15 protein-coding genes, 1 tRNA gene and 2 riboswitches are annotated in these 20,427 nt (G+C 44.5%); of the genes, 2 read left to right on the forward strand and 14 right to left on the reverse strand.

The window, feature by feature from the left end:
* Positions 1-118 precede the first annotated feature (118 nt).
* A riboswitch (molybdenum cofactor riboswitch) is annotated at positions 119-234 on the reverse strand.
* Positions 235-595: 361 nt separating this feature from the next.
* The 12 genes from Psch_RS10495 to Psch_RS10550 form a co-directional block, all read right to left on the reverse strand.
* Positions 596-2,674, reverse strand: a complete 2,079-nt coding sequence (locus Psch_RS10495) for a sigma-54 interaction domain-containing protein (protein ID WP_190240128.1) — start codon at positions 2,672-2,674, stop codon at positions 596-598.
* A gap of 489 nt (positions 2,675-3,163) precedes the next feature.
* The gene (locus tag Psch_RS10500; protein WP_190240129.1) at positions 3,164-3,427 is read right to left on the reverse strand and encodes a ubiquitin family protein; all 264 of its coding nucleotides are present in this window, start codon (positions 3,425-3,427) and stop codon (positions 3,164-3,166) included.
* A 122-nt stretch (positions 3,428-3,549) separates the two neighbouring features.
* Positions 3,550-5,259, reverse strand: coding sequence for an aldehyde ferredoxin oxidoreductase C-terminal domain-containing protein (locus Psch_RS10505; RefSeq protein ID WP_190240130.1), 1,710 nt, complete (start codon positions 5,257-5,259; stop codon positions 3,550-3,552).
* Positions 5,260-5,305: 46 nt separating this feature from the next.
* A riboswitch (molybdenum cofactor riboswitch) is annotated at positions 5,306-5,422 on the reverse strand.
* A 12-nt stretch (positions 5,423-5,434) separates the two neighbouring features.
* Positions 5,435-6,037, reverse strand: a complete 603-nt coding sequence (locus Psch_RS10510; RefSeq protein WP_190240131.1) for an acetate uptake transporter family protein — start codon at positions 6,035-6,037, stop codon at positions 5,435-5,437.
* A 353-nt stretch (positions 6,038-6,390) separates the two neighbouring features.
* On the reverse strand, positions 6,391-7,548 hold the full coding sequence (locus Psch_RS10515) for an iron-containing alcohol dehydrogenase (protein WP_190240132.1): 1,158 nt from the start codon (positions 7,546-7,548) through the stop codon (positions 6,391-6,393).
* Positions 7,549-8,148: 600 nt separating this feature from the next.
* A complete protein-coding gene (locus Psch_RS10520) occupies positions 8,149-9,366 on the reverse strand; it encodes an ABC transporter permease (protein WP_134217250.1) in 1,218 nt (405 codons plus the stop codon).
* Positions 9,363-10,118: an ABC transporter ATP-binding protein gene (locus Psch_RS10525; protein WP_190240133.1), complete on the reverse strand. Its 756-nt coding sequence runs from the start codon at positions 10,116-10,118 to the stop codon at positions 9,363-9,365. The genes Psch_RS10520 and Psch_RS10525 overlap by 4 nt, the downstream gene beginning before the upstream one ends.
* Positions 10,119-10,224: 106 nt before the next feature.
* Positions 10,225-11,757 carry an HlyD family secretion protein gene (locus Psch_RS10530; RefSeq protein ID WP_243124011.1) on the reverse strand — a complete coding sequence of 511 codons (1,533 nt, stop codon included), beginning with the start codon at positions 11,755-11,757 and terminating at the stop codon, positions 10,225-10,227.
* 237 nt (positions 11,758-11,994) lie between these two features.
* On the reverse strand, positions 11,995-13,506 hold the full coding sequence (locus Psch_RS10535; RefSeq protein ID WP_190240134.1) for a sensor histidine kinase: 1,512 nt from the start codon (positions 13,504-13,506) through the stop codon (positions 11,995-11,997).
* Positions 13,503-14,186, reverse strand: a complete 684-nt coding sequence (locus Psch_RS10540) for a response regulator transcription factor (protein WP_134217253.1) — start codon at positions 14,184-14,186, stop codon at positions 13,503-13,505. Before Psch_RS10540 ends, Psch_RS10535 begins: the two co-directional genes overlap by 4 nt.
* 292 nt (positions 14,187-14,478) lie before the next feature.
* Positions 14,479-16,206 (reverse strand): glutamine--tRNA ligase/YqeY domain fusion protein, encoded by a 1,728-nt coding sequence (locus Psch_RS10545; protein ID WP_190240303.1) that lies wholly within the window; start codon positions 16,204-16,206, stop codon positions 14,479-14,481.
* A gap of 289 nt (positions 16,207-16,495) precedes the next feature.
* Complete coding sequence (locus tag Psch_RS10550) at positions 16,496-17,887, reverse strand: stalk domain-containing protein (RefSeq protein ID WP_190240135.1); 1,392 nt, start codon at positions 17,885-17,887, stop codon at positions 16,496-16,498.
* 655 nt (positions 17,888-18,542) lie between these two features.
* Here Psch_RS10550 and Psch_RS10555 point away from each other — a divergent pair.
* Positions 18,543-19,097: a hypothetical protein gene (locus tag Psch_RS10555; RefSeq protein ID WP_134217255.1), complete on the forward strand. Its 555-nt coding sequence runs from the start codon at positions 18,543-18,545 to the stop codon at positions 19,095-19,097.
* Positions 19,097-19,294 carry a helix-turn-helix transcriptional regulator gene (locus Psch_RS10560; RefSeq protein WP_134217256.1) on the forward strand — a complete coding sequence of 66 codons (198 nt, stop codon included), beginning with the start codon at positions 19,097-19,099 and terminating at the stop codon, positions 19,292-19,294. The genes Psch_RS10555 and Psch_RS10560 overlap by 1 nt, the downstream gene beginning before the upstream one ends.
* Before the next feature lie 133 nt (positions 19,295-19,427).
* On the opposite strand, the gene Psch_RS10565 is transcribed toward Psch_RS10560, so the two are convergent.
* Positions 19,428-19,518: transfer RNA gene (locus tag Psch_RS10565), tRNA-Ser, on the reverse strand.
* Positions 19,519-19,548: 30 nt separating this feature from the next.
* On the reverse strand, positions 19,549-20,055 hold the full coding sequence (gene tadA / locus Psch_RS10570; RefSeq protein WP_206663747.1) for a tRNA adenosine(34) deaminase TadA: 507 nt from the start codon (positions 20,053-20,055) through the stop codon (positions 19,549-19,551).
* Positions 20,056-20,427: the final 372 nt, after the last annotated feature.

The raw sequence follows: 20,427 nt of genomic DNA on the forward strand, positions 1-20,427 counted from the left end.
ATGCCATGGCATCTTTTTTATAGACGTCCAGTTCAAAGGACATCTATAATAAAAATGCAGTTACCCCTGTAGGAAACTGCATTACTAAAAAGGATATATCTATATTATTATATAGAATATATACTTATAAGTATTTCCTTTCCAACAGGAGGCGCAAATGTTTCCAGCTACACCCTAACGGTTAACAACCATGGCAATCGCTGTAGGTTGGTTAACTCGGAAATAAATATTCATTATTTAAATAAATGAAAAATCCTTTTGCTATTTATATTTTACACACTAGCAAAGTATATGCCAATAAACGGACTCACTCCCACAATCCCAAAACATATCTACTTTTTGATGAATTTTTATAGACCCGTCCCTGACTGGTTAACAGTACAGGATATTTTTTGTGTCTAATTTTTGTACATATTTTTGAGGTTTTTAATTATTGAACAGCAACACAATAAATCCCAATTTTTTTAAAGCAGTTCAAAGCAATACTTCTTCAATCAACAAAAATGCATTTTTTATCTGGAATCGGCAGCATCAATCAAATGTATGAAAAGGGCTTACTTCCCTCATCCGGGAGGTAAGCCCTTCTCGTGGCAATCTAGCCAATTTTATGTTTACTAAAAAGCATTTTCAGTTTCTTACTACTATTAATTTTATTATATAATGTTGTCCTGCTAATTCCTAAACGCTCAGCAGTCTTACTTAGATTGCCGTTTTCCTCACTTAATAGCAGCTCAATAACTATTTCCTCACTCATTTTCATTAAATTATTGGATCCATTTTTTGTGTTTTCGATTACCCTTATTTTATTCTTCAGAGTCTTGTAATTATAGGCTTTAACTATTTTCTCAGGAAGATCACAGAGAGATATTTTTGTCCTGCCACTTAATAAAACTATAGCTCTTTCAATTACATTCCTTAATTCCCGTATATTGCCACGCCAGGAATAGCAGGTAAGCGCCTCAAAAAACTCGTTATCAATTTCTTTCACATGCAAATTGTATTCTTTACTAAATATATCAATGAAATGTTTTGCCAATATGGGGATGTCGTCATCTCTTTCGCGCAAAGACGGTAATTTTAGTGTAATTATGCCGATTCGGTAATACAAATCCTCTCGAAAATTACCCTCATCAGCTTCCTGCAACAAATCTTTTTTTGTTCCCGAGATAAGCCTAATATCTATAGGTATCTCTTTAATCCCACCAATTCTACATATTTTATTAGTGGAAAGAACACGCAATAATTTAATCTGAATATTTAGAGGCATACTTTCAATTTCATCAAGAAACAGGGTTCCGCCGCAGGCTACCTCCAACTTGCCTGGCTTGCCATTTTTAGAAGCTCCGGTAAAAGCGCCGGACTCATAACCAAATAATTCACTTTCCACCAAATCATGCGGTAAAGCGCCACAATTAATTGCAACAAAAGGGTTAATTTTTCTTGGACTCTCATTATGAATAGCCTGAGCAAACAACTCTTTGCCAGTACCACTTTCCCCAAATATTAAAACTGGTGAAGAAGATTTTGCAACTATTTTAGCCTGGTTTTTTACATCTATTAGATTATGACTTTTTCCAATGATGTCATTAAATGTATAATCAGCCTCATTTCCCTGCAGGGTATTATTAGCATTTTTCGCATTTTCTATAAAAATTATTTTCTCTTCGTTACTGGTATGGTTAAGTATTTTCTTTGTTGATACGAAAAAACGTTTTTTTCGACCATTGACATCTAAATATATTTCTTTTTTATGTCCGGAATCATTTACGATATTGTTTTGTAAAGTAGAAATATATTTTGCAAGATCAGCTTTAATGTTTGACTTGTCAAGCCCCAACATCTCTACTATCTTATCATTATAATGTTCGATTTCGTTATCATTATTAACATAAACCATACCATGAGGCAAATAATCAATGGTGCTATTCATGGCAAGACTAATTGTATCCAGTTTCCCCATGGTATCCATAATAAAATTTATACTGTCAAAGGTTTTAGCTAACAATGTCACCAACATCAAGGTATCTATAGTATGCCTATGGCTATAACTTGAAATATTTATTGCCCCAATTACCTCGCCCTTAGAGTTATGAATAGGTGCGGCAGAACAATAAAAGTTATGGAAATAAAAGTTAAAATGCTCAGGTCCCAATACTTGTACTGATTTATTCTCCCGTAATGCAAGGCAAGCCGCATTAGTTCCCACCTCATTTTCCGCTAAACCAGCTGGGATCGGACTTCTAACACCCAATTCCCGGTGTAAAAAATTAGTATGGGCAATTAATTGAAGACCCTTTGCCTCGCTATCAAATATTTGCACAGATAAACCCTTTTCTCTGGCCAAACTTTGCACTTCTATAATAATATCGCCAAATTTTTTGATAAAGTCATGATTATCTAAGATTTGCTTCTTAATTTCCTCTTTAGACAGAAATCTTCTGTTTTTTGAATATGGATCAACTCCATATTCCATACTTCTTTGCCATGACTCATATATTGTTCGCGGCACTATATTCTGATTTACCGGTTTACCTGTAACTAAGTTATTCCATTCTTCCTCAATTTTATCCAGCCTTGCAGGAGCCTTTTCGCTAATTGCCCTTCCTGTTTTTAGTATTTGAGCAAGATGCTGTTGTAACAACAAGGAGCCATTAACATTCATTTTCTCTGCCACCTTTCCCCCTGGATAATATAATTATGTCCATCAAACTGAAAAGGTAATGAGTGTCAGCGCATCCTATAACAACCAGACCGCGAAATTATAAACCGCTATCCGACTATATGATACCACAACTTGTCCAACAATTCTAACATTAATTAATTTTGCTGCCATATGTTTTAAGTTGCCTATTGCCTGTTATTATTTGGTGATGTATCCCAATTAAATTGAGTATTTATAGCTTTATGTGACAATATAAGTATTTATGTTATGCTTTATTGAACACAGTCCATATGTTGACTTACCAGGGGGGAAAAGCCACCCGGAGCAATCCAGATGGCTGAATGTTTACCAACTAACATTTATCGCGGGATATAGATGGATACCTGAACCAGAAGAATATCGGAGGGGCGCTTCCTGTGACATTTGTTTAAGCTGCTGCCGCAAACAAAACAAGCCCCACTTCGCCGTCGCAAGACCGTCCCTCCAACATCTTGACACACTTTAACCGCCACCCATGAGACGGTATATTTCTATTAAATCTCCGTCTGATAAAACTTTATCTTTTACGACTTTCCCGTTGACAACCTTGAACCCTATATGATTTCTATTTTTACTGAATAACTGCTGAACTAATTCCTCTAATGTAATGGCAGCACGCAGCTTTAATGGAAATTCCTTACCTGATTCAAATCCTTCAACATGTTCCGAAGGAGTCACATATGACTTGAATTTAACCGTAATTGGACTGGCAGGTTCAGAACCCACATTCATTCTCCTCCCTGCAATTCATTCAATGCACACATCAAGGGCGACGGTCAATGACCTCACCCTTTGATGTTTACACCTGTAGATTAATAATGTTAACTTGTTGATTGGATGCTAATTGCTTAGAAAGGTATCGCTTGACTTAATTCTTCATCCGTAATGTCAAACACGGCGCCGCTTGACGGAAGAACTTCAGTCCTAATGAATTCAGGGACATCGACTTTGGGCACACCAGCTGCCTCATTGAATTTTTTCTCCAGCGCTATCGCTTCGACGCCCAGGCCCATCAATCTATCGACAGTCCATTCACCACCGAATTTGCCTGCGAACATATTAACTAGCGCCAGCAGGTACGGTTCTTCTGTGGTGCAGAAAGTATTAAACAGACACATACCCGTGCAATCATTCATGCAAAAAGCTACCTGCAGCATGGTTGATAATTCAACCTGGCCTGCCTTATCGTATGGATTAACTTGTTCAACGGTACCAAGCGAGTTGCCGCAGGTATGGTCGGCTCCCTGCTGAGCAGTGGCATAAGTGACTCCTGTTCCTTTTAAGCTCCTTGGATCATAGGCGGCAAAGCTTTGCCCTTTGGAAACCGGAATTCTCTTTACACCGAGGCGCTTACCAACAGCCAGCGCGCCGTTGCCGATGATATTGCCGAATTCTGTGCCGTCCGCTATTTCCTGGACCAGCTTAATTGCTGCTTCATCATCGCCCCAGGCGATTTTCCCAGACTCCATCGCAACAGCTATGGCTGCACCCGTATCCATGGTATCAATACCAATGTCGTCGCACATGCGGTCAATCTTGGCAACCGTGTCCAGGTTGGATATTAAACAGTTAGAACCAACCAGACCGATGGTCTCGTATTCCAGGCCTGAGGTAAGGTATTTGCCGTCCGGGCCGTGGTAAACATTGGAGCAATGGATGATGCAGCCGGGCTGGCAGGCGTGACCGGTCCGGCCGCCTCTTTCACTGCAGTTTTTAGCCAGGGTTTCGCCGCTGATGTTTTCTGCTTGATCCCATCTGCCGTCGCTGAAGTTTTTCGTCGGCAGGGCGCCCAGAGCGTTGACACCCATGACTCCGGCTGCTGTGCCCATGGCTGGATAACCGCCTCCGGAAATGGGATGTCCTTTAATACCTTCAACGAATTTCCGATTAGCTTCCATGAACTTTTCTTTGTCGGCATACTCGGCCTCAAGTTTAGCGCCTTCCGTATCCAAGACGATGGCCTTGATCCTCTTGGAACCCATGACCGCTCCGACACCACCCCGGCCGGCGGCGCGGGCGGTATGGCCGCTGGGATCGCTTACCTGGACTGAAGCCATTTTATAGCCTCTTTCGCCGGCTGGGCCTATGGCCATAACACTTACCTTGTTACCATAATCTTGCATTAACCTTTCAGCTGTGGCATAGGTGCCCAAACCCACATATTTATCGCCCGGCAGCAATACCGCGCCGTCTTTGTTCACTTTTAAAATATACCAGGCATCTCCAGCGGGTGCGTTTTCAATAATAATGCATTTAAGCGCCAATCTGGCAAAGGCCGCGCCTGCGGTGCCGCCGGCATTGGCTTCTTTAGCCCCTCCTGTCAGCGGACTTTTGCAGCCGACTGAGATCCTGCCACTGGCCGGGGCAGCCGTGCCGTTTAAAAGCCCTACGCATACTATAAGTTTGTTGCCGGTGCCCAATGCGTCACAGGTGGGGTCTACTTCGTCGGTTAGAATCTTATCAATAAGACCGCGGCCGCCATACAACTCCAGGTCTTTTCTTTCTTCATAAACGACTGTCTTTGAATCCATTTTTACTCTGATAAATTTATCAGCCATTGAAATCGCAGTACCTCCTTTTTAAAAATTCCATCTGAAATCATGTTTGATGAAATCAATATTTCCTTTCCAAGAAGGGAGGCACAAACGTTTCCATTTATACCTAGCGGTTAACAACCATGGCAATTGCTGTAGGCTGTTTAACTCGGAAATAATTGTTCACTTAAATATGCTTTTATGCAGATACTCCTTCTTTTGCGGGCACGGTCTTAATCCAGGGCGGCCCGAGGGAAACGACTTCTTTGCCATAAGCGGTATTGATTATGGTTGCAATGATAATCCAAATTAATGAAATAACGGCAATAATCTCAACCCAACCGGCTACTTTAGTTAAAACCGGCATGCCGAGAAGGTTGCCAAAGCCCATGAGTCCGAAGAAGATGACTGTAATGACAAAGAAAAGTCCGGGGACAAAGCCTGCTCTCATGGGAAGTCCAATTAGACCCAGCAAAATGATGCCCATGCTCAAAAACACCCAGCCGTCTACTAAGGAGGTATCCTGTGGTCCAACGTTTAAGAACTTAAACATAAAGGAGATGGCTCCATAGAACATAAAGGCGCTGAAGGCTAAAGTTATGTTGCCGTTGACGACATCACCGCGCTTGAGTTCAATGGCTCCGGCAATAAACTGCACGATACTGCCTACCAAACCCAGCGGCACAAGTATGATGAGGGCTGAAGCCGGAGCAATGCCAATTAGTACTGGTAGAAGGGCGCACAGGTAAAAAACCATTACGATTAAACCCGCCGGATTGGCAGTTGCATAATTATCAGACATCCAAATAACCTCCTAACTATTTTAAACATTAAGACAATTAGACAAATAACGTTCTCCTACACACCATACAAACCAGGGATGTACTGCCTCCAGGGTATACAGGGTGTATCATTTTTTAATTACCTGTACACTCAGGAAAAACCACAAAATTTTGTTATAGCTCTTTAGCGGCTTTTCTGCAAAGCATGAGATTTAGTTATTTAAATTTATGCTCATCATAATCGCCATATATGCACTGTAAGGATGTACGGTCAGCGGGTGGTACAGGGTTGCATATTGACGATGGTGGTTTTGCAAACCTGTGCCACCCCAATTAACCGCTAAAGACCAACTGCTTTTTACGGATAGAACTTTTATTTTTTGTAAATATTCTTTAAAATCCCAAGCGCTTCAGCAGCAGTAATCTTTCTGGGCTGGAAAAGCTGGAATATATCCGCTTCAATTACCTTTGCAGCTTCCTCGAACTTGCTTTCATCGTAAGGGAACTCAGTGGCAGGTTTTAACCCTAACGTGTTGTCTCTGAAATCAATGAAAGCGTCTCTTGCTTTCGCACCGATTTCTTTCGATGTTTCCTTACCTGTAAACCTTACTCCCAAACATTCAGCTACATACTTGATCTTTTCAGGCACTACTTCCGCATTATATTCCATTGTCCAAGGTTCTGCATATGCAACAGAGTGTCCGTGAGGCACATCAAAGAATCCGCCTAGTGTTTGTCCGACTGAGTGTCCGGTGTTAGCGTGAGGGTAAGCTAACATCCAGCCTGCCATTGCTGCTGCTATACTCATCTTGCTTCTTGCTTTTAAATTGCCCGGATCATGAACGCATATCGGCAAATACTTCGCAATAGTAGCAATATTCATTTCACAGATCAGATCAGTCAGATCATTCGCAAGTGTTGAAGTATAGGATTCTATAGCGTGGGTGAAGGCGTCCATTCCCGTAGATGCTGTCAATTGAGCAGGTAACTTGGTCAATATAGCGGGATCAATAATTGCGTATTCCGATCCGCAGTTATAGGCAAGAATCGTATACTTTTGATGATCAGGGCCCATAATAATCATCCCGTCAGATAATTCGCTGCCTGTTCCTGCAGTAGTGGGTATCAAGACGCAGTTAGGTGAAAATACAATCTTTTCCGGATGCGCTACATAGTCCAGGATTTTCCCTTCATTAAATCTCAAGACGTTTACAGCCTTAGCGCTGTCCATTACGCTTCCGCCGCCGAGACCTACTACGCAATCACATTTTTCTTTCTTACAAATCTCGCTGGCCTTCTCAATAAATTCCGTCGGCGCATTCGGCAGTACTTCATCAAAGGTAACGTATTCCATATTTCTTTCTTTCAAGCCCGCTACTGCTTGATCGAGAATACCCATATTTACCATGCTCTTATCTGTTACAATCATCGGCTTCTTAGCGCCCAAATACTCTATTAATTCGCCTAACTGAGCTATGCTGCCCGGTTGAATGAGTATACGACTCCTCTGGAAAAGTTGAAAATCTAACATGATACTTCCTCCTTTTGTTATTTCACTAATCAAATTTTTGTGTCAAGCAATACACCATAAATATCCTTTTCAATCCCTGCACACCTGTCAAGCCTTGGACCTTTTTTTTAGAAGAACTCAAATCCCGCTACGTCACGCAATCAAAAACGAGGCTGTTTTTAGAAGGTTTTGTATTTCCCCCTTTTTATGGATTTTATATGACGTCACGATAATGTATAGAAGCAAAGCTCATGCCAGCCAAGGTTATTTTTCTGAAATATATTTACCAAATGTGTCTATCTTTAAAAAAAATTTTGATTATTATGTGAACCGTTATGAAATAAGGCTCTAAGGCTTGTTCAGCACCCGCTATAGTTACTGCCGTTTTTGTTTTCACTTATAATGAATGGGATTAGTTACATGTGTACTTACGAAAAACCTCATTGCAAATGAAAGTCAACTGTTTAATATTTGGACACTAAGTAACATTTATAATCATCTGTACATTTACTCTCCGTCACTTCCCCAAAGCATTAAAAATTAGTCTTCTAAAAAAATTCAGGGCCGGCGTTTGAACATACCGGCCCTGAATTTAATCTGGGTTTATATAGATATACACATCTACTTTTCAAACCGCAGCGCTTCAATGGGATCCAATCCCGCAGCCTTCTTCGCAGGATAATAGCCGAAGAAAATTCCGATTGCCGCGGAAAAACCCGCGGAGATTACTATTGAGTACGCCTTGACCGACATCGTCATACCGGCCACCATGGCAATGATTTTAGACCCGGCTACACCCAGGAGAATCCCTATAATCCCCCCTGACAGACACAGCACCAGCGCCTCCACCAGAAACTGGTTGAGGATATCGCTTTCACTTGCCCCGACCGCCATGCGCAAACCAATCTCCCTGGTTCTTTCAGTTACAGAAACCAGCATGATATTCATGATCCCGATACCGCCCACCAGCAGTGATATGGAAGCCACACCGGCCAGAAAGAGCGTCAATATGGCAGAGGTGCTCTCAACCGTTTCAAGTACGGAAGCCAGGTTGCGCACGTTAAAATCATCAGAGGCAGTCCCTTCCAAGCGGTGCCGCTGCCTTAAAAGGCTTTCTATATTACTCTGGACGGCAGCCATGTTCTCCGCCTTATCGACCTGAACATCGACTAGACGGACACTCTTTACACCCAATAGTTTTATTTGTGCAGTGGTGATAGGAATATATATAACATCATCCTGATCCTGACCGCCCATGGAGGAGCCTTTGGAGGCAAGGGTACCTACAACGGTAAAGCTTATTTTATCAATTCTAATTTTTGTGCCTATCGGATCTTCTCCGGAGGGGTAAAGGTTGTCTACCACCGTTTTGCCCAGAACTGCCACCGGCGCGATGTTCGTTACATCATCATCGGTAATAAATGACCCTGCGCTGATTGTCCAGTTTTTGATCGACAGCAATTCGGGGGTGGTTCCGTTGTAAGTAGATGTCCAGGTTTGGTTGTTGTACCCGATGGTGGCGCTTGAACTTAGCTCAGGCGCCACATAGAGCGCCGAATCTATTTCAGCGATTGCTTCAGCGTCTTCCAGGGTAAGGGTTGCGACACTACCCCCGGAGCCCCTGACCGGCCCCTGCCCGGTTCCGGGATAAACCATCAATAGATTGGAGCCCATGCTCGAAATCTGATCCTGTACTTTTTGGGTGACGCCCTGCCCCACGGCAATCATAATAATAACAGCCGCAACCCCGATAATGATGCCAAGCATGGTCAGGGAAGCCCTTAACTTATTTGCCTTGATCCCGTTAGCGGCCACCTCAAAGTTGTTGGCGAGATTCATAGTCCCACCTCCGCTTCTACCGGAAATGCCGCCAGATCCGCAGCGGCATTCCTCTGGCTTAATACCGGAGCGTCGTTGATAATGTGACCATCCTTGATCATAACTAAACGCCGGCAGTAAAGTGAGATTTCCTGATCATGGGTAACTACCACCACGGTTATCCCTTTTTCTTGATTCAGCCTCTGCATAACCCCAATAATCTCTATGCTTGTTTTTGAATCCAGGGCTCCGGTGGGTTCATCCGCCAGGATCAAAGAAGGGTTGTTTACCAGAGAACGGGCAATGGCGACTCTTTGCTGCTGACCTCCTGACATCTGGTTGGGATAGTGGTTAAAATATTTTGAGAGGCCGACCCATCTCAAGGCATCTTTGGCCCTGGCTGCCATTTCTTTCTTATCTACTCCGGCATAGATCATGGGTAGTTGAACATTAGCGCCTACGGTCATCCTGCCCAAAAGGTTGAAACCCTGAAACACAAAACCAAGCTTTCTTTTACGGATGTCAGCCAACTGACTCTTATCTAATTCGGATACATTCTCACCATCGATACAATATGTACCTTCAGTAGGCTTATCCAGGCAGCCCAAAATATTTAACAGCGTGCTCTTGCCAGATCCGGAGGAACCCATTATCGCAACCATTTCTCCCTGCTTGATGGTTAAATCTATACCCCGCAAAGCGAAGACCTTGTTTTCCCCCATATCATATATTTTCTTAATGCCTTTTAGTTCAATAGTAGTTTTATCCGGCATACGGCACCACCATTCAATAATAGATTACTCACATCGTAAGCGGCGTCAACGGAGGATGTATGACAGAAGCCAAAATGGTCTTCAGATTAGTTTGACAGATTGCTGATTAGGGTCCTCCCGGGGGTGGGCCACCGCCCATCATGCCGCCGCCCTGGTTACTCCTGGTACTGCTATTAGAAGTAGAAGTTGAAGTTGAAGTTGAAGTCTGGCTGAGAGAGCCAACTACAACTGTTTCTCCTTCGTTAAGGCCGTTTACAACTTCATAATTGCTTAAGTCTGACATTCCCAGGGTCACCTGTCTCGGTTCCGGTTGTCCTGACTGGCCCATCACCAAAATCGTCGATTGCTGATCCTTGGAACTTGTTGCAGCGCCGGCAGCCCCATTACTGCTACTGCTACCGCTAGCGGCGCCTGCGCCTGCACCGCTGGTTTGTTTATTATTTTGAATTTGGCTGTTGCCGCCTTCAATATTTGCCGGTTTTGCGGCCCCGCTCTGACCTAGTGTGTTGAGGTAATTTGCAGCATAGGTTACGGCCGCTTTGGAAATGATGAGGGTATTTTCTTGTCTTTCAACAATGATGGTTACGTCTGCAGGCATCCCCGCTTTTAACCCCTGCTGGTTATCATCAATTTGGATGATAACATCATAAAGCTGGACGTTGGACGACGTATATGCCTGCGGGGCTACACTGCTGATCTGACCTGTAAAGGTTGTATTGGGAAAGGAATTAACTGTAAATTCAACCTTTTGGCCAACCTGTGTCTTGCCGATGTCTGCTTCATTCACCTGTGCGGTTACCTGCAAAGCCTCCGAGATAACAACCATGAACCCGCTGGACCCGCTGGTGCTGTTGTTGTTGGCCGTAGCCCGTTGCCCTACTGCGCCGTTTATCTCACTAACGATACCATTAATGGGGCTTGTCATCGTGGCTCCTGTCAAATCAATTCTAGCCGCTTGCAACTGCGCCTGGCTGCTCGCCAACTTTGCCTCGGCTGATTTAATATCCTCCGCCTTGCTGCCTGACAGCAGCGCTTTGTAAGCTTCCTGCGCTTTTATTAAATTACCTTCGGCATTGGCATAACTTGCTTGATATGTTTCAAGATCTGTCTGGGATAATGCTTCCGCCTCAGCCAGTTTCTGATTGCGCTCCAGGTTAGACTTGGCCTGGTCATACGACGCCTGGGCTATCTGCACACTGGCCTCGGCCTCCCGCAATTCCTCCTGGGTGGAGCCTTGTTGCAGCAATTCCAAACTGGCACTGGACTGATCCACGCTTGCTACAGCCTGTGTCACCGACAATTCCAGGTTTTCACTGTCCTGATCGGCCAGCACCTGACCGGGTGTTACATGATCTCCTACCTTGACATAAATATTTTTAATTATTTCAGCGTTTTTAAAGGACAGGGAAACCGTGCTTACCGGCTCGACCGTGCCGCTTGCCGAGATGGTGTTGGTTATTGAGCCTTTTTTAACGTTTTCAGTAAGATAACCTCCCGACGCTTTTTTTGAGTTGCCCAGTAAGAAATATCCCGCCAATGCAATAACCACAATGATTAAGACGCCTAACAGCTTTTTTCTCTTATAGAATACAGGAGGCAAACTGAATTTTTTTATTCCATGATTGAGTGTGTTTTCCACTGTCTTATTCCCCCTTCAGACATAGTCGTTGTCCTTACCATCTCATTGTGATGTTCATCCTTTCACGTATTATGTATGTCCAGGCCTATTTTCTTAAAATGATATGCGCTTTAACTGAATTTCCCCTTAATGGTAACTGAGTGTTGATTGAATAATAGCTGAATATATGCTGAAAGAAAAAACGGCATTCACACACGATAGATCGTGCATAAATGCCGTTTCGTTGGAGCTTTCCGGTTATGCGGGCAGCCAGACATGAAATGTAGCGCCCTCTCCCTCCCGGCTTACAACGCTAATGGTTCCGCCGTGAGCGCTTATAATGGATTTGGTAATTGCCAGGCCTAAACCGGCTCCGCCATATTTGCGCGTCCGGGAGGAATCACTGCGGTAAAAACGATCAAATACGTGGGCGAGATGGGGCTCACTGATCCCCGGCCCATTATCTTCAACGGATAATTGCACACCATTGTGAATTCCAAATAATGAGATCCGGATATGCCCTTTTTCAGGATCTGTGTGCTGCACCGCGTTTTGAAACAGATTCAGGATCACCTGTTTCATTTTATCCGTATCATATTTGCATTTTAGGTTCGGTTCTATATTCAAGTCCAGTTTTCTGCCGCCGGCCAGAATACGCAGTTGCGGCTCCATATCCCGGATAACGTTATCGAGCGCGCCTTCCGTAAGCTCAATGCGCGGCGTGCGGTCGAGTTTGGCCAGGAGAATCAACGCATGTACCAATTTATTAAGGCGTTCCGATTCGCTGTGCATGCTTTTTAATGATTTATACAACTGCTCCGGTTGATTGGCCGCGCCGCGGAGCAGTACCTCCAAAAATCCGTGAATGGAGGTCAGCGGCGTCCGCAACTCATGAGAGGCGTCAGCGATAAAACGGCGCATCTGTTCTTTGGTCTCTCTTTCCGCTGCAAAGGAAGCTTCCAACCGTTCCAGCATGCCGTTAAAGGATTCCGCCAAACGGTCAATTTCCAGCTGCCCTTGCCGGGTGGGAAAACGCCTGGCTAAATTCCCGGCGTCGATTTGCTCCGCGGTATCCACCATGTTGGATAAGGGGACCAGCGTTCTTTTCAGGAGCGGTAAAAAGCCAAGCAGGCCAAACAGCAGGGCAATGAGGGAAAGCAACAAAAAAATCAGTAGTTGACGGACAAGCAGCTCCTTGAGCGGAGCTGTAAAAGTACTTACCTGAACGACGCCAAGCGCCTGTCCGGGTTCTGAAAAAACCGGCTGCAAGACCAATAATTGTTCCGAGCCTCCAGCGCCGACAATTTTATAATTCGGCCATGGTCTTTTCTTCCTGACATCCAAATTCTCTTGCCCGGAGAACTCTTCTTCGACTGGATTTCTCATTATTCTTCTCTTCATGACATCCAAATACTCTTGCGCATCCAATTTCGGAGTGCTTCCGCTGTCGGGACCGCTGGAGAATATGGAATAGTTGCCCTGCAGATCAATAAATGCCAGGTTTTCCTCAGGGGTCAAGAAACGAGGCGGACGTAAATCGCCATATTCCTGGCTTGTACCGGGATGCTGCCAGACATCGGGAGAAATAGACATGATCTGGCTCTGCATGCTGGAAGCTTTATTTCTGTAAATAACCTCCCGCATAAAAACATATTGCAGCAAACCAATGAGCGCCAGTAAAACGGCAAGGATCAGCAGTGAGCGGGATAATAGTTGAATCCGGAGTGAATTAAAAACAAAAAAAGAACGATCGTTTCCCTTTTGCTTCATGACAGATCGATCCGGTAGCCGGAACCGCGCAAGGTCCGTATTAATTGATGGTCTTTGTCGTTTAATTTGTCCCGCAAGGAGCGGATATACACCTCAACAATGTTTTCCTCTCCTCCGAAATCATATCCCCATACTTTATCCAAAATCATCGTTTTGCTTAAAACCAATCCGTGATTGAGAACCAGAAATTTAAGGAGTTGATATTCCGTTGGAGACAGTTCCAAAACCCGGTCCTTAAGGCGGATTTCCTTACGGCGGTCATCAATATGAAACGACCCGATCACTACTTCCCCAAACAAGTTTGGGAATTGATTGCGAATTCGGGCATAAATTCTGGCGAGCAGTTCCTCAAAACTGAATGGTTTTACCATGTAATCATCGGCCCCGAGCGTAAGCCCCTTCACCCGGTCATCCACTTCATCCTTGGCCGTCAGCATAATCACCGCCACGTTCTCCGATTTTTTGATCATCCGGCACACTTCAAAACCATCCATGCCGGGCATCATAACGTCGAGTATAACGACATGCGGCTGAAATTGCTTCAGCAAGGTAATGGCTGTCATGCCGTCCTGGGCGGTCTGCACTTCAAACCCTTCATTTTGCAGGCCGAGCTCCAAAAACTGCAATATATTCGGTTCATCATCTACTAATAGTATTTTGATCCCCTTCAATTGTTGCATGCCTGACCTACCACCTTTATACACATTAACCAAATAGCATCCACCCAGAACCTTCGCGCTGTGAACATTCCCTGAAGGGGTATGTTCCCGTTCCAGCATTCTTCTCCCCTATTAATATTATCCTTGCAATACCTGAAAACGTACTGAATGAAAACTGAAAATTAGTTGAATCTTAGAATTGGCAAAGGGGTTATCGTAAATCAAGACGATAACCCCTTCAATATATATGCATATTAATGCACAATACAAAAACAATCCATAGACTATTTGATATGAGCCGCGATCATTTCTGTTACTGTCCATCCTGCCTGGCTTTCTGAATTTTAGCCCAGGTATCCTTCAATGAAACAATCCGGTTGAAAACCGGTTTTGTTTTTGTTGAATCAACAGTATCCACACAGAAGAAGCCGTTGCGCAGAAACTGGTAGCGGCTGCCGGGCGCCGCTCCCGACAGGCTCCGTTCAAGCATGCAGGAGGTCAGCTTCATCAGCGAGTCCGGGTTGACGCAGGCTCTGAAGTCCTTTTCCTCATCCGGGTTTTCTTTTAAAAAGAGATGGTCGTACAAACGCACTTCGGCTGGCATGGCATGGCCCGCCGAAACCCAGTGCAGCGTTCCCTTAACCTTGCGGGAACTGGCCGCGCTGCCGCTCTTTGTTTCCGGATCGTAGGTGCAGTGCACCTCAAGCGCCTCACCGGATTTTTCGTCCTTCACCACCGACTCACACCGGATAATGTAAGCGTTCTTCAAGCGCACCTCCTGTCCGGGTGCGAGCCGGAAAAATTTCTTGGGCGGATTTTCCATAAAATCTTCCTGCTCAATATACAGCTCCCTGGAAAAGGGTAGTTTGCGCGAGCCCAGGCCTGGATTTTCCGGGTTGTATTCGGCCTCCAGCTCCTCGACCCGCCCCTCCGGATAGTTGTCAATAACCACCTTCAGCGGCCTTAAGACACCCATCACGCGCGGCACACTAGAGTTTAAATCTTCCCGGATGCAGTGCTCAAGCATGGCGATATCGACCATGCTGTTGCTTTTGGCCACCCCGATCCGATCGCAGAAGTCACGTATTGATTCCGGCGTGTAGCCCCTCCTGCGCAGTCCCGATATGGTGGGCATGCGCGGGTCGTCCCAGCCGCTTACAAAGCCCTCTTCCACCAGCATGCGGAGCTTCCGCTTGCTCATCACGGTGTAGGTGAGGTTCAAGCGGGCGAACTCGATCTGCTGGGAATGATAAATGCCTAGAGTATCCAGCGTCCAATCGTACAGTGGGCGGTGGTCTTCAAACTCCAGCGTGCAAATGGAGTGGGTGATCCTTTCCAGCGAATCCGAAATTGGATGGGCGTAATCGTACATCGGATAGATGAGCCACTTGTCGCCGGTCCGGTGATGAGTAGCCCGCAGTATGCGGTAGAGCACCGGATCCCGCATGTTCAGGTTCGGAGAAGCCATGTCAATTTTAGCCCGCAGGACACGCGAACCATCCGGAAACTCACCCGCCCGCATCCGCTCAAACAGGTCCAGGTTCTCCTCCACTGACCGGTCGCGGTAGGGGCTTTCCTTGCCCGGTTCCGTCAGGGTGCCGCGGTACTCTTTAATTTCCTCCGCGCTCAGGTCGCATACATAGGCTTTACCGGCCTTAATCAGCTGCACCGCGTAATCATACAGCTGGTCAAAGTAGTCGGAGGCGTAGAACATCCGGTCATCCCAGTCAAAGCCGAGCCACCGCACATCTGCCTTGATCGAATCGACATATTCGACCTCCTCCTTGGCGGGGTTGGTGTCATCAAACCGCAAATTGGTGATGCCCCCGTTTCTGGCGGCAATACCGAAGTTGAGGCAGATGGATTTGGCGTGACCGATATGAAGATAGCCGTTCGGCTCGGGTGGAAAGCGGGTATGGACCCGCCCGTTGTATTTGTTGGTACTGAAATCATCATTAATAATGTTCTGGATAAAGTTTGCCTCCAGCGCGGAAGGTTCCGCAAAACCTTCCCTGGCCAGCTCGTCATTTTTCTTGATCATGCCGCTTGTTTCTGTCTTAGGCGTGCCCATATAACTGTCGTTCCTTTCGCAATGGATTAACCGGTAACTCTTGGTTCATATTTCCACAGATTAACCAAAAATCCTCTTATTTATGCTTATTGCATACTTTAAGCAGAGATGAAACCACCGGGAGCAGGTTTTCCCATAGTAAAATCAAAGGGGATTCACACCATCGATGGTGTGAATCCCCTTTGATTTTATAACTACTCATCAAAATCTACTCTTTCAAGTTTCATATGTGGAGGTCATTTCCAATGTGTTATTCTTTCTAATACAGATCCCCGTCATCCACATCATAGTCAAAACTGTCCAGCAGGTCAGAGTCTTCATCATAAAAGTAAACAGTAACAGTATCAAGGCGAATATCCGCATCATCATCAAAAGCGTCAGCAATTTCCTCGCAAATATCCGTTACATCACTATCAATACGGCTGCTGCTTAAGTATTCCCACTCCGAGGAAGCGTCGTCGTCAACCGCATCAAGATAAGCAGTAACACTTTCGTCGTCGTCATCATAAGAAATATCCATTGTGAATTCTATGTCATCCACATAAAAACTGTCATCCTCAAGGCTGTCCAAAACATCTTCCAGATCGGAGTCCGAGCTGCCTCCCCGATAGTCTTCATCTTGAAATTCCACGTCAAGACTGTAGTCCCCGTCCTTATAGAATTCCACCAACACATCATCACTGTCAGTATCTATAATTTCTCCACTAACCACCGTATCATCCGATAATTCATCCTGAATACTGCTTACCAGATCTTCAATCCAGTCCTCAATGTCACTGTCGTCCAACTCTTCCCACTCATCCCCATAGTCATCCAGGTCAACATTAATAGTCGCATCAATATCGCCTTCGTCGCCATCAAGACTGATGTCTTCAATATTTACATCTTCCAAATAGTCGTATTCGGATATTAAGGCATCTTCCAGATCGCTAATTTCATCATCATCATCTTGAAATTCCACGTCAAGACTGTAGTCCCCGTCCTTATAGAATTCCACCAACACATCATCACTGTCAGTATCTATAATTTCTCCGCTAACCACCGTATCATCCGATAATTCATCCTGAATACTGCTTACCAGATCTTCAATCCAGTCCTCAATGTCACTGTCGTCCAACTCTTCCCACTCATCCCCATAGTCATCCAGGTCAACATTAATAGCCACATCAATATCGTCTTCGTCGCCATCAAGACTGATGTCTTCAATATTTACATCTTCCAAATAGTCGTATCCGGATATTAAGGCATCTTCCAGATCGCTAATTTCATCATCATCTGCCTCAAGAGAGTCTATTGTATTTTTCAAACTCTCGATTTCAAGTTTAAGATCCTGGATTTCTTTTTCCTTTTGAGTTAATAAATCAGTTGTTGCACTATTCTCACCGGAAATTTTCACTGCTTTGATTGAATCAATCCATTCAACATTTTGGTTTAAGGCCTCAGACACCATTCGAATGGGAACAAAGGTTCTACCATTGTAAATAAATGGTTCCTCATTATCTTGCAAACTGACCGCATTGCCATTTACATAGAGCTGTATATCCACATAATCAACAGTGATTGGCTTTGTGGCTGTGGTAGCTTCCGCAGCCACGGTCATCAACAGTACTATAGCCAGTGACATCAACACTGTAATAATTCTTTTCTTCATTTTTTCAACTCCTCACAATAGCTTTTTTCTACTAACTAATTTCACTGTAAATCAGCCTAAAACCTTGGTTTGCTTAATATTATCAGGCAGTGCACCCCCTGACATTTGGTAGTATTGAATACAAAAAACTTTTTCAGCAACTTCTCCTCAAAAAAGTTGCGAGAAAAATTTTAGCATTATATTAACTTTACCTAAACAAAGGTGAATCCCAACTGAAAGGCAACTGAATATTTACTGAAAAATATGGTGATGAAAGGTAATGAAGGCTTTTTATATGTTAAAACCTTCTAATGCCTCACTCCAAAACCAGCTAACAAACCAACAAAGGGATTCTACCTAAATAGTAAGAATCCCTTGTACTTCATGATATTTATCTCGCGGAGAGGGTGGGATTCGAACCCACGAGACCGCTCATCACGATCTACTGGATTTCGAGTTTTGTCAAAGCCCTTTCAATGATTTTAGAGACTTCTATTGACTGGCAAAACTTATTGCTTGTGACAGGTACCTTTATATGCGTAAAAAAATTCTTCTATTACCTTTCTTTGAATGGTGCATATGTAAAATATACGATATAAAAAGTAAAATATTATTTACATTTAGAGTAGTTTATAATACAATCTAAATTATAAAGTTCCAAAAGGAGGAAACTACTATGAAGAATAAGATTGTTTGGTTTATGGTATTCTCGGTAATATTCCTGATTATAAGTGTTATACTCCAGTTCTTCAAGGATGGTATTATCGATCCAGTTCGGCTTTTGGCATCGGCTGGTGGAATTGGTATAGCTTTTTTTATTAATATAGCACCAAAAAAACCAATTGTATTATGGATTGGATTGGTTCTTACCGCACTTAGTATGCCCATTATTCTGGTAGGAGTGGTTTTATTGATTCTTTCGATATTTTCTATTCATCCTACCGGGGGTAGCATGCTTGGTATTTATGTCTTAGGAATTGTTATCATTTTCTATCTCGCCAAAAGGTTTGGAGTCAAGCATTTTTTCCCCGACCCGGTTGTGGACGAAAGAATTGTGCTGCATTATGCCTGGTCGGGCTCTTTGTCGTTTATATTCCTTAATTTCCTGATCATAGGGGCAATTATACAACCCTGGATAGCTCTTGACCAATTAGGGTTATGGATAGGTATTTTAATCTCAGGATTACTTTTTTGGTTTGCCAGCTTGGTTCTTTTGGAGATGAAAAAATAATGAAAAATAAGCTGAAAGTCTACCGCGCAATGCATGACTTGACACAGGAGGAATTGGCAAATAAACTGGGAGTTACTCGCGCCACCATAAACGCGATTGAAAAAGGGAGGTACGACCCTTCCCTTAAACTGGCCTTCAAAATAGCACGCTTTTTTGAAGTAGCTATTGAAACTATATTTATTGAAGAAAAGTTATAGTGTATTTTATTAAGAATTTCTTTAGCTTCTCAAGGCCGATTGCATTTGTGTTGGTTTTTTTGATTCCTTGAAACTATATAAAAATAAAAATTTTACCCCTTAAACAACAAGAGATAAAATGTAGCTTTTAACATGGCGGAGGAGGTGGGATTCGAACCCACGTGCCACTTCCATGACAACCGCATTTCGAGTGCGGCGCGTTACAGCCACTTCGCTACTCCTCCATGTATAATTATTCAGTTTTTATGCACTCATCACTCGATTTCGAGTCGAGCGCCTTCGGCCAGCCCGGCCACTTCTCCAGTATCTTTTTTCTCCCTTAATTCCCGAAAGAAGCGCCTGATAATTGACCGGCATTCTTCCTCCAGCACCCCTGCTACGACCTCAACCTGGTGGTTGAACCGAGGCTGCCTGACCACGTCGATAACCGAATCCACCGCACCCGCCTTGGGGTCCGCCGCGCCGTAGACCAGGGTCTTGACCCTGAACTGCACCATGGCTCCGGCACACATCGGACATGGCTCAATGGTGGAGTACACCACGGTTCCGTTCAGCCGCCAGTCACCCATGCGGCTAGCCGCCTCCCGCAGGGCCAGCACTTCCGCGTGCGCGGTGCTGTCCTTCAAAAACTCGCGCAGGTTGTGGCCTCTTCCAATAACCTCTCCGTCAAGCACCACAACGGCGCCGATGGGCACCTCTCCCAAAGCATAGGCCTTTTCAGCTTCCGCCAGGGCTTCGCGCATGTAGCCGGCGTGGTCCACCGTATTTCTCCTCTAAGAACAAAATGGTACGCCCACAGGATGCCGATCCCTAAAAGGACCAAGCAATCCGGTACCAAGCGTATCCTCAAAACGTCCACTAAGCATTATAAGTCACATTGTTTGCGATGTCAAGCTGTAACCCGTGTGCGATGCTGTCAAGTTAAAGTGGGTCGTATCCGATAATTTCCAATGCAACTCAACCAGGTTATAAATTTGACACGATATAGATTGCAAAAAATTTAAAACACGGTGGCGGCGGCCTTGACTGCCACCCCCACGCATGGTCTGATAAAACATGCCGACGGGGTGGCTCCGGGAACATGTCTACAAAGATAGCGAACCCGTCGTTTCTCCCATTATACCATGCGTGTG

Origin of the sequence: Pelotomaculum schinkii, assembly GCF_004369205.1 — a bacterium.
Classification (GTDB): Bacteria; Bacillota; Desulfotomaculia; order Desulfotomaculales; family Pelotomaculaceae; genus Pelotomaculum_C; species Pelotomaculum_C schinkii.

Bases quoted from the DNA above. Each gene is read 5' to 3' on its own strand.
- Psch_RS10550 (WP_190240135.1), bottom strand. From the start codon at position 17,887: ATGAAGAAAAGAATTATTACAGTGTTGATGTCACTGGCTATAGTACTG.
- Psch_RS10515 (WP_190240132.1), bottom strand. From the start codon at position 7,548: ATGTTAGATTTTCAACTTTTCCAGAGGAGTCGTATACTCATTCAACCG.
- Psch_RS10555 (WP_134217255.1), top strand. From the start codon at position 18,543: ATGAAGAATAAGATTGTTTGGTTTATGGTATTCTCGGTAATATTCCTG.
- Psch_RS10535 (WP_190240134.1), bottom strand. From the start codon at position 13,506: ATGAAGCAAAAGGGAAACGATCGTTCTTTTTTTGTTTTTAATTCACTC.
- Psch_RS10545 (WP_190240303.1), bottom strand. From the start codon at position 16,206: ATGATCAAGAAAAATGACGAGCTGGCCAGGGAAGGTTTTGCGGAACCT.
- Psch_RS10540 (WP_134217253.1), bottom strand. From the start codon at position 14,186: ATGCAACAATTGAAGGGGATCAAAATACTATTAGTAGATGATGAACCG.
- Psch_RS10560 (WP_134217256.1), top strand. From the start codon at position 19,097: ATGAAAAATAAGCTGAAAGTCTACCGCGCAATGCATGACTTGACACAG.
- Psch_RS10505 (WP_190240130.1), bottom strand. From the start codon at position 5,259: ATGGCTGATAAATTTATCAGAGTAAAAATGGATTCAAAGACAGTCGTT.
- Psch_RS10520 (WP_134217250.1), bottom strand. From the start codon at position 9,366: ATGAATCTCGCCAACAACTTTGAGGTGGCCGCTAACGGGATCAAGGCA.
- Psch_RS10510 (WP_190240131.1), bottom strand. From the start codon at position 6,037: ATGTCTGATAATTATGCAACTGCCAATCCGGCGGGTTTAATCGTAATG.
- Psch_RS10525 (WP_190240133.1), bottom strand. From the start codon at position 10,118: ATGCCGGATAAAACTACTATTGAACTAAAAGGCATTAAGAAAATATAT.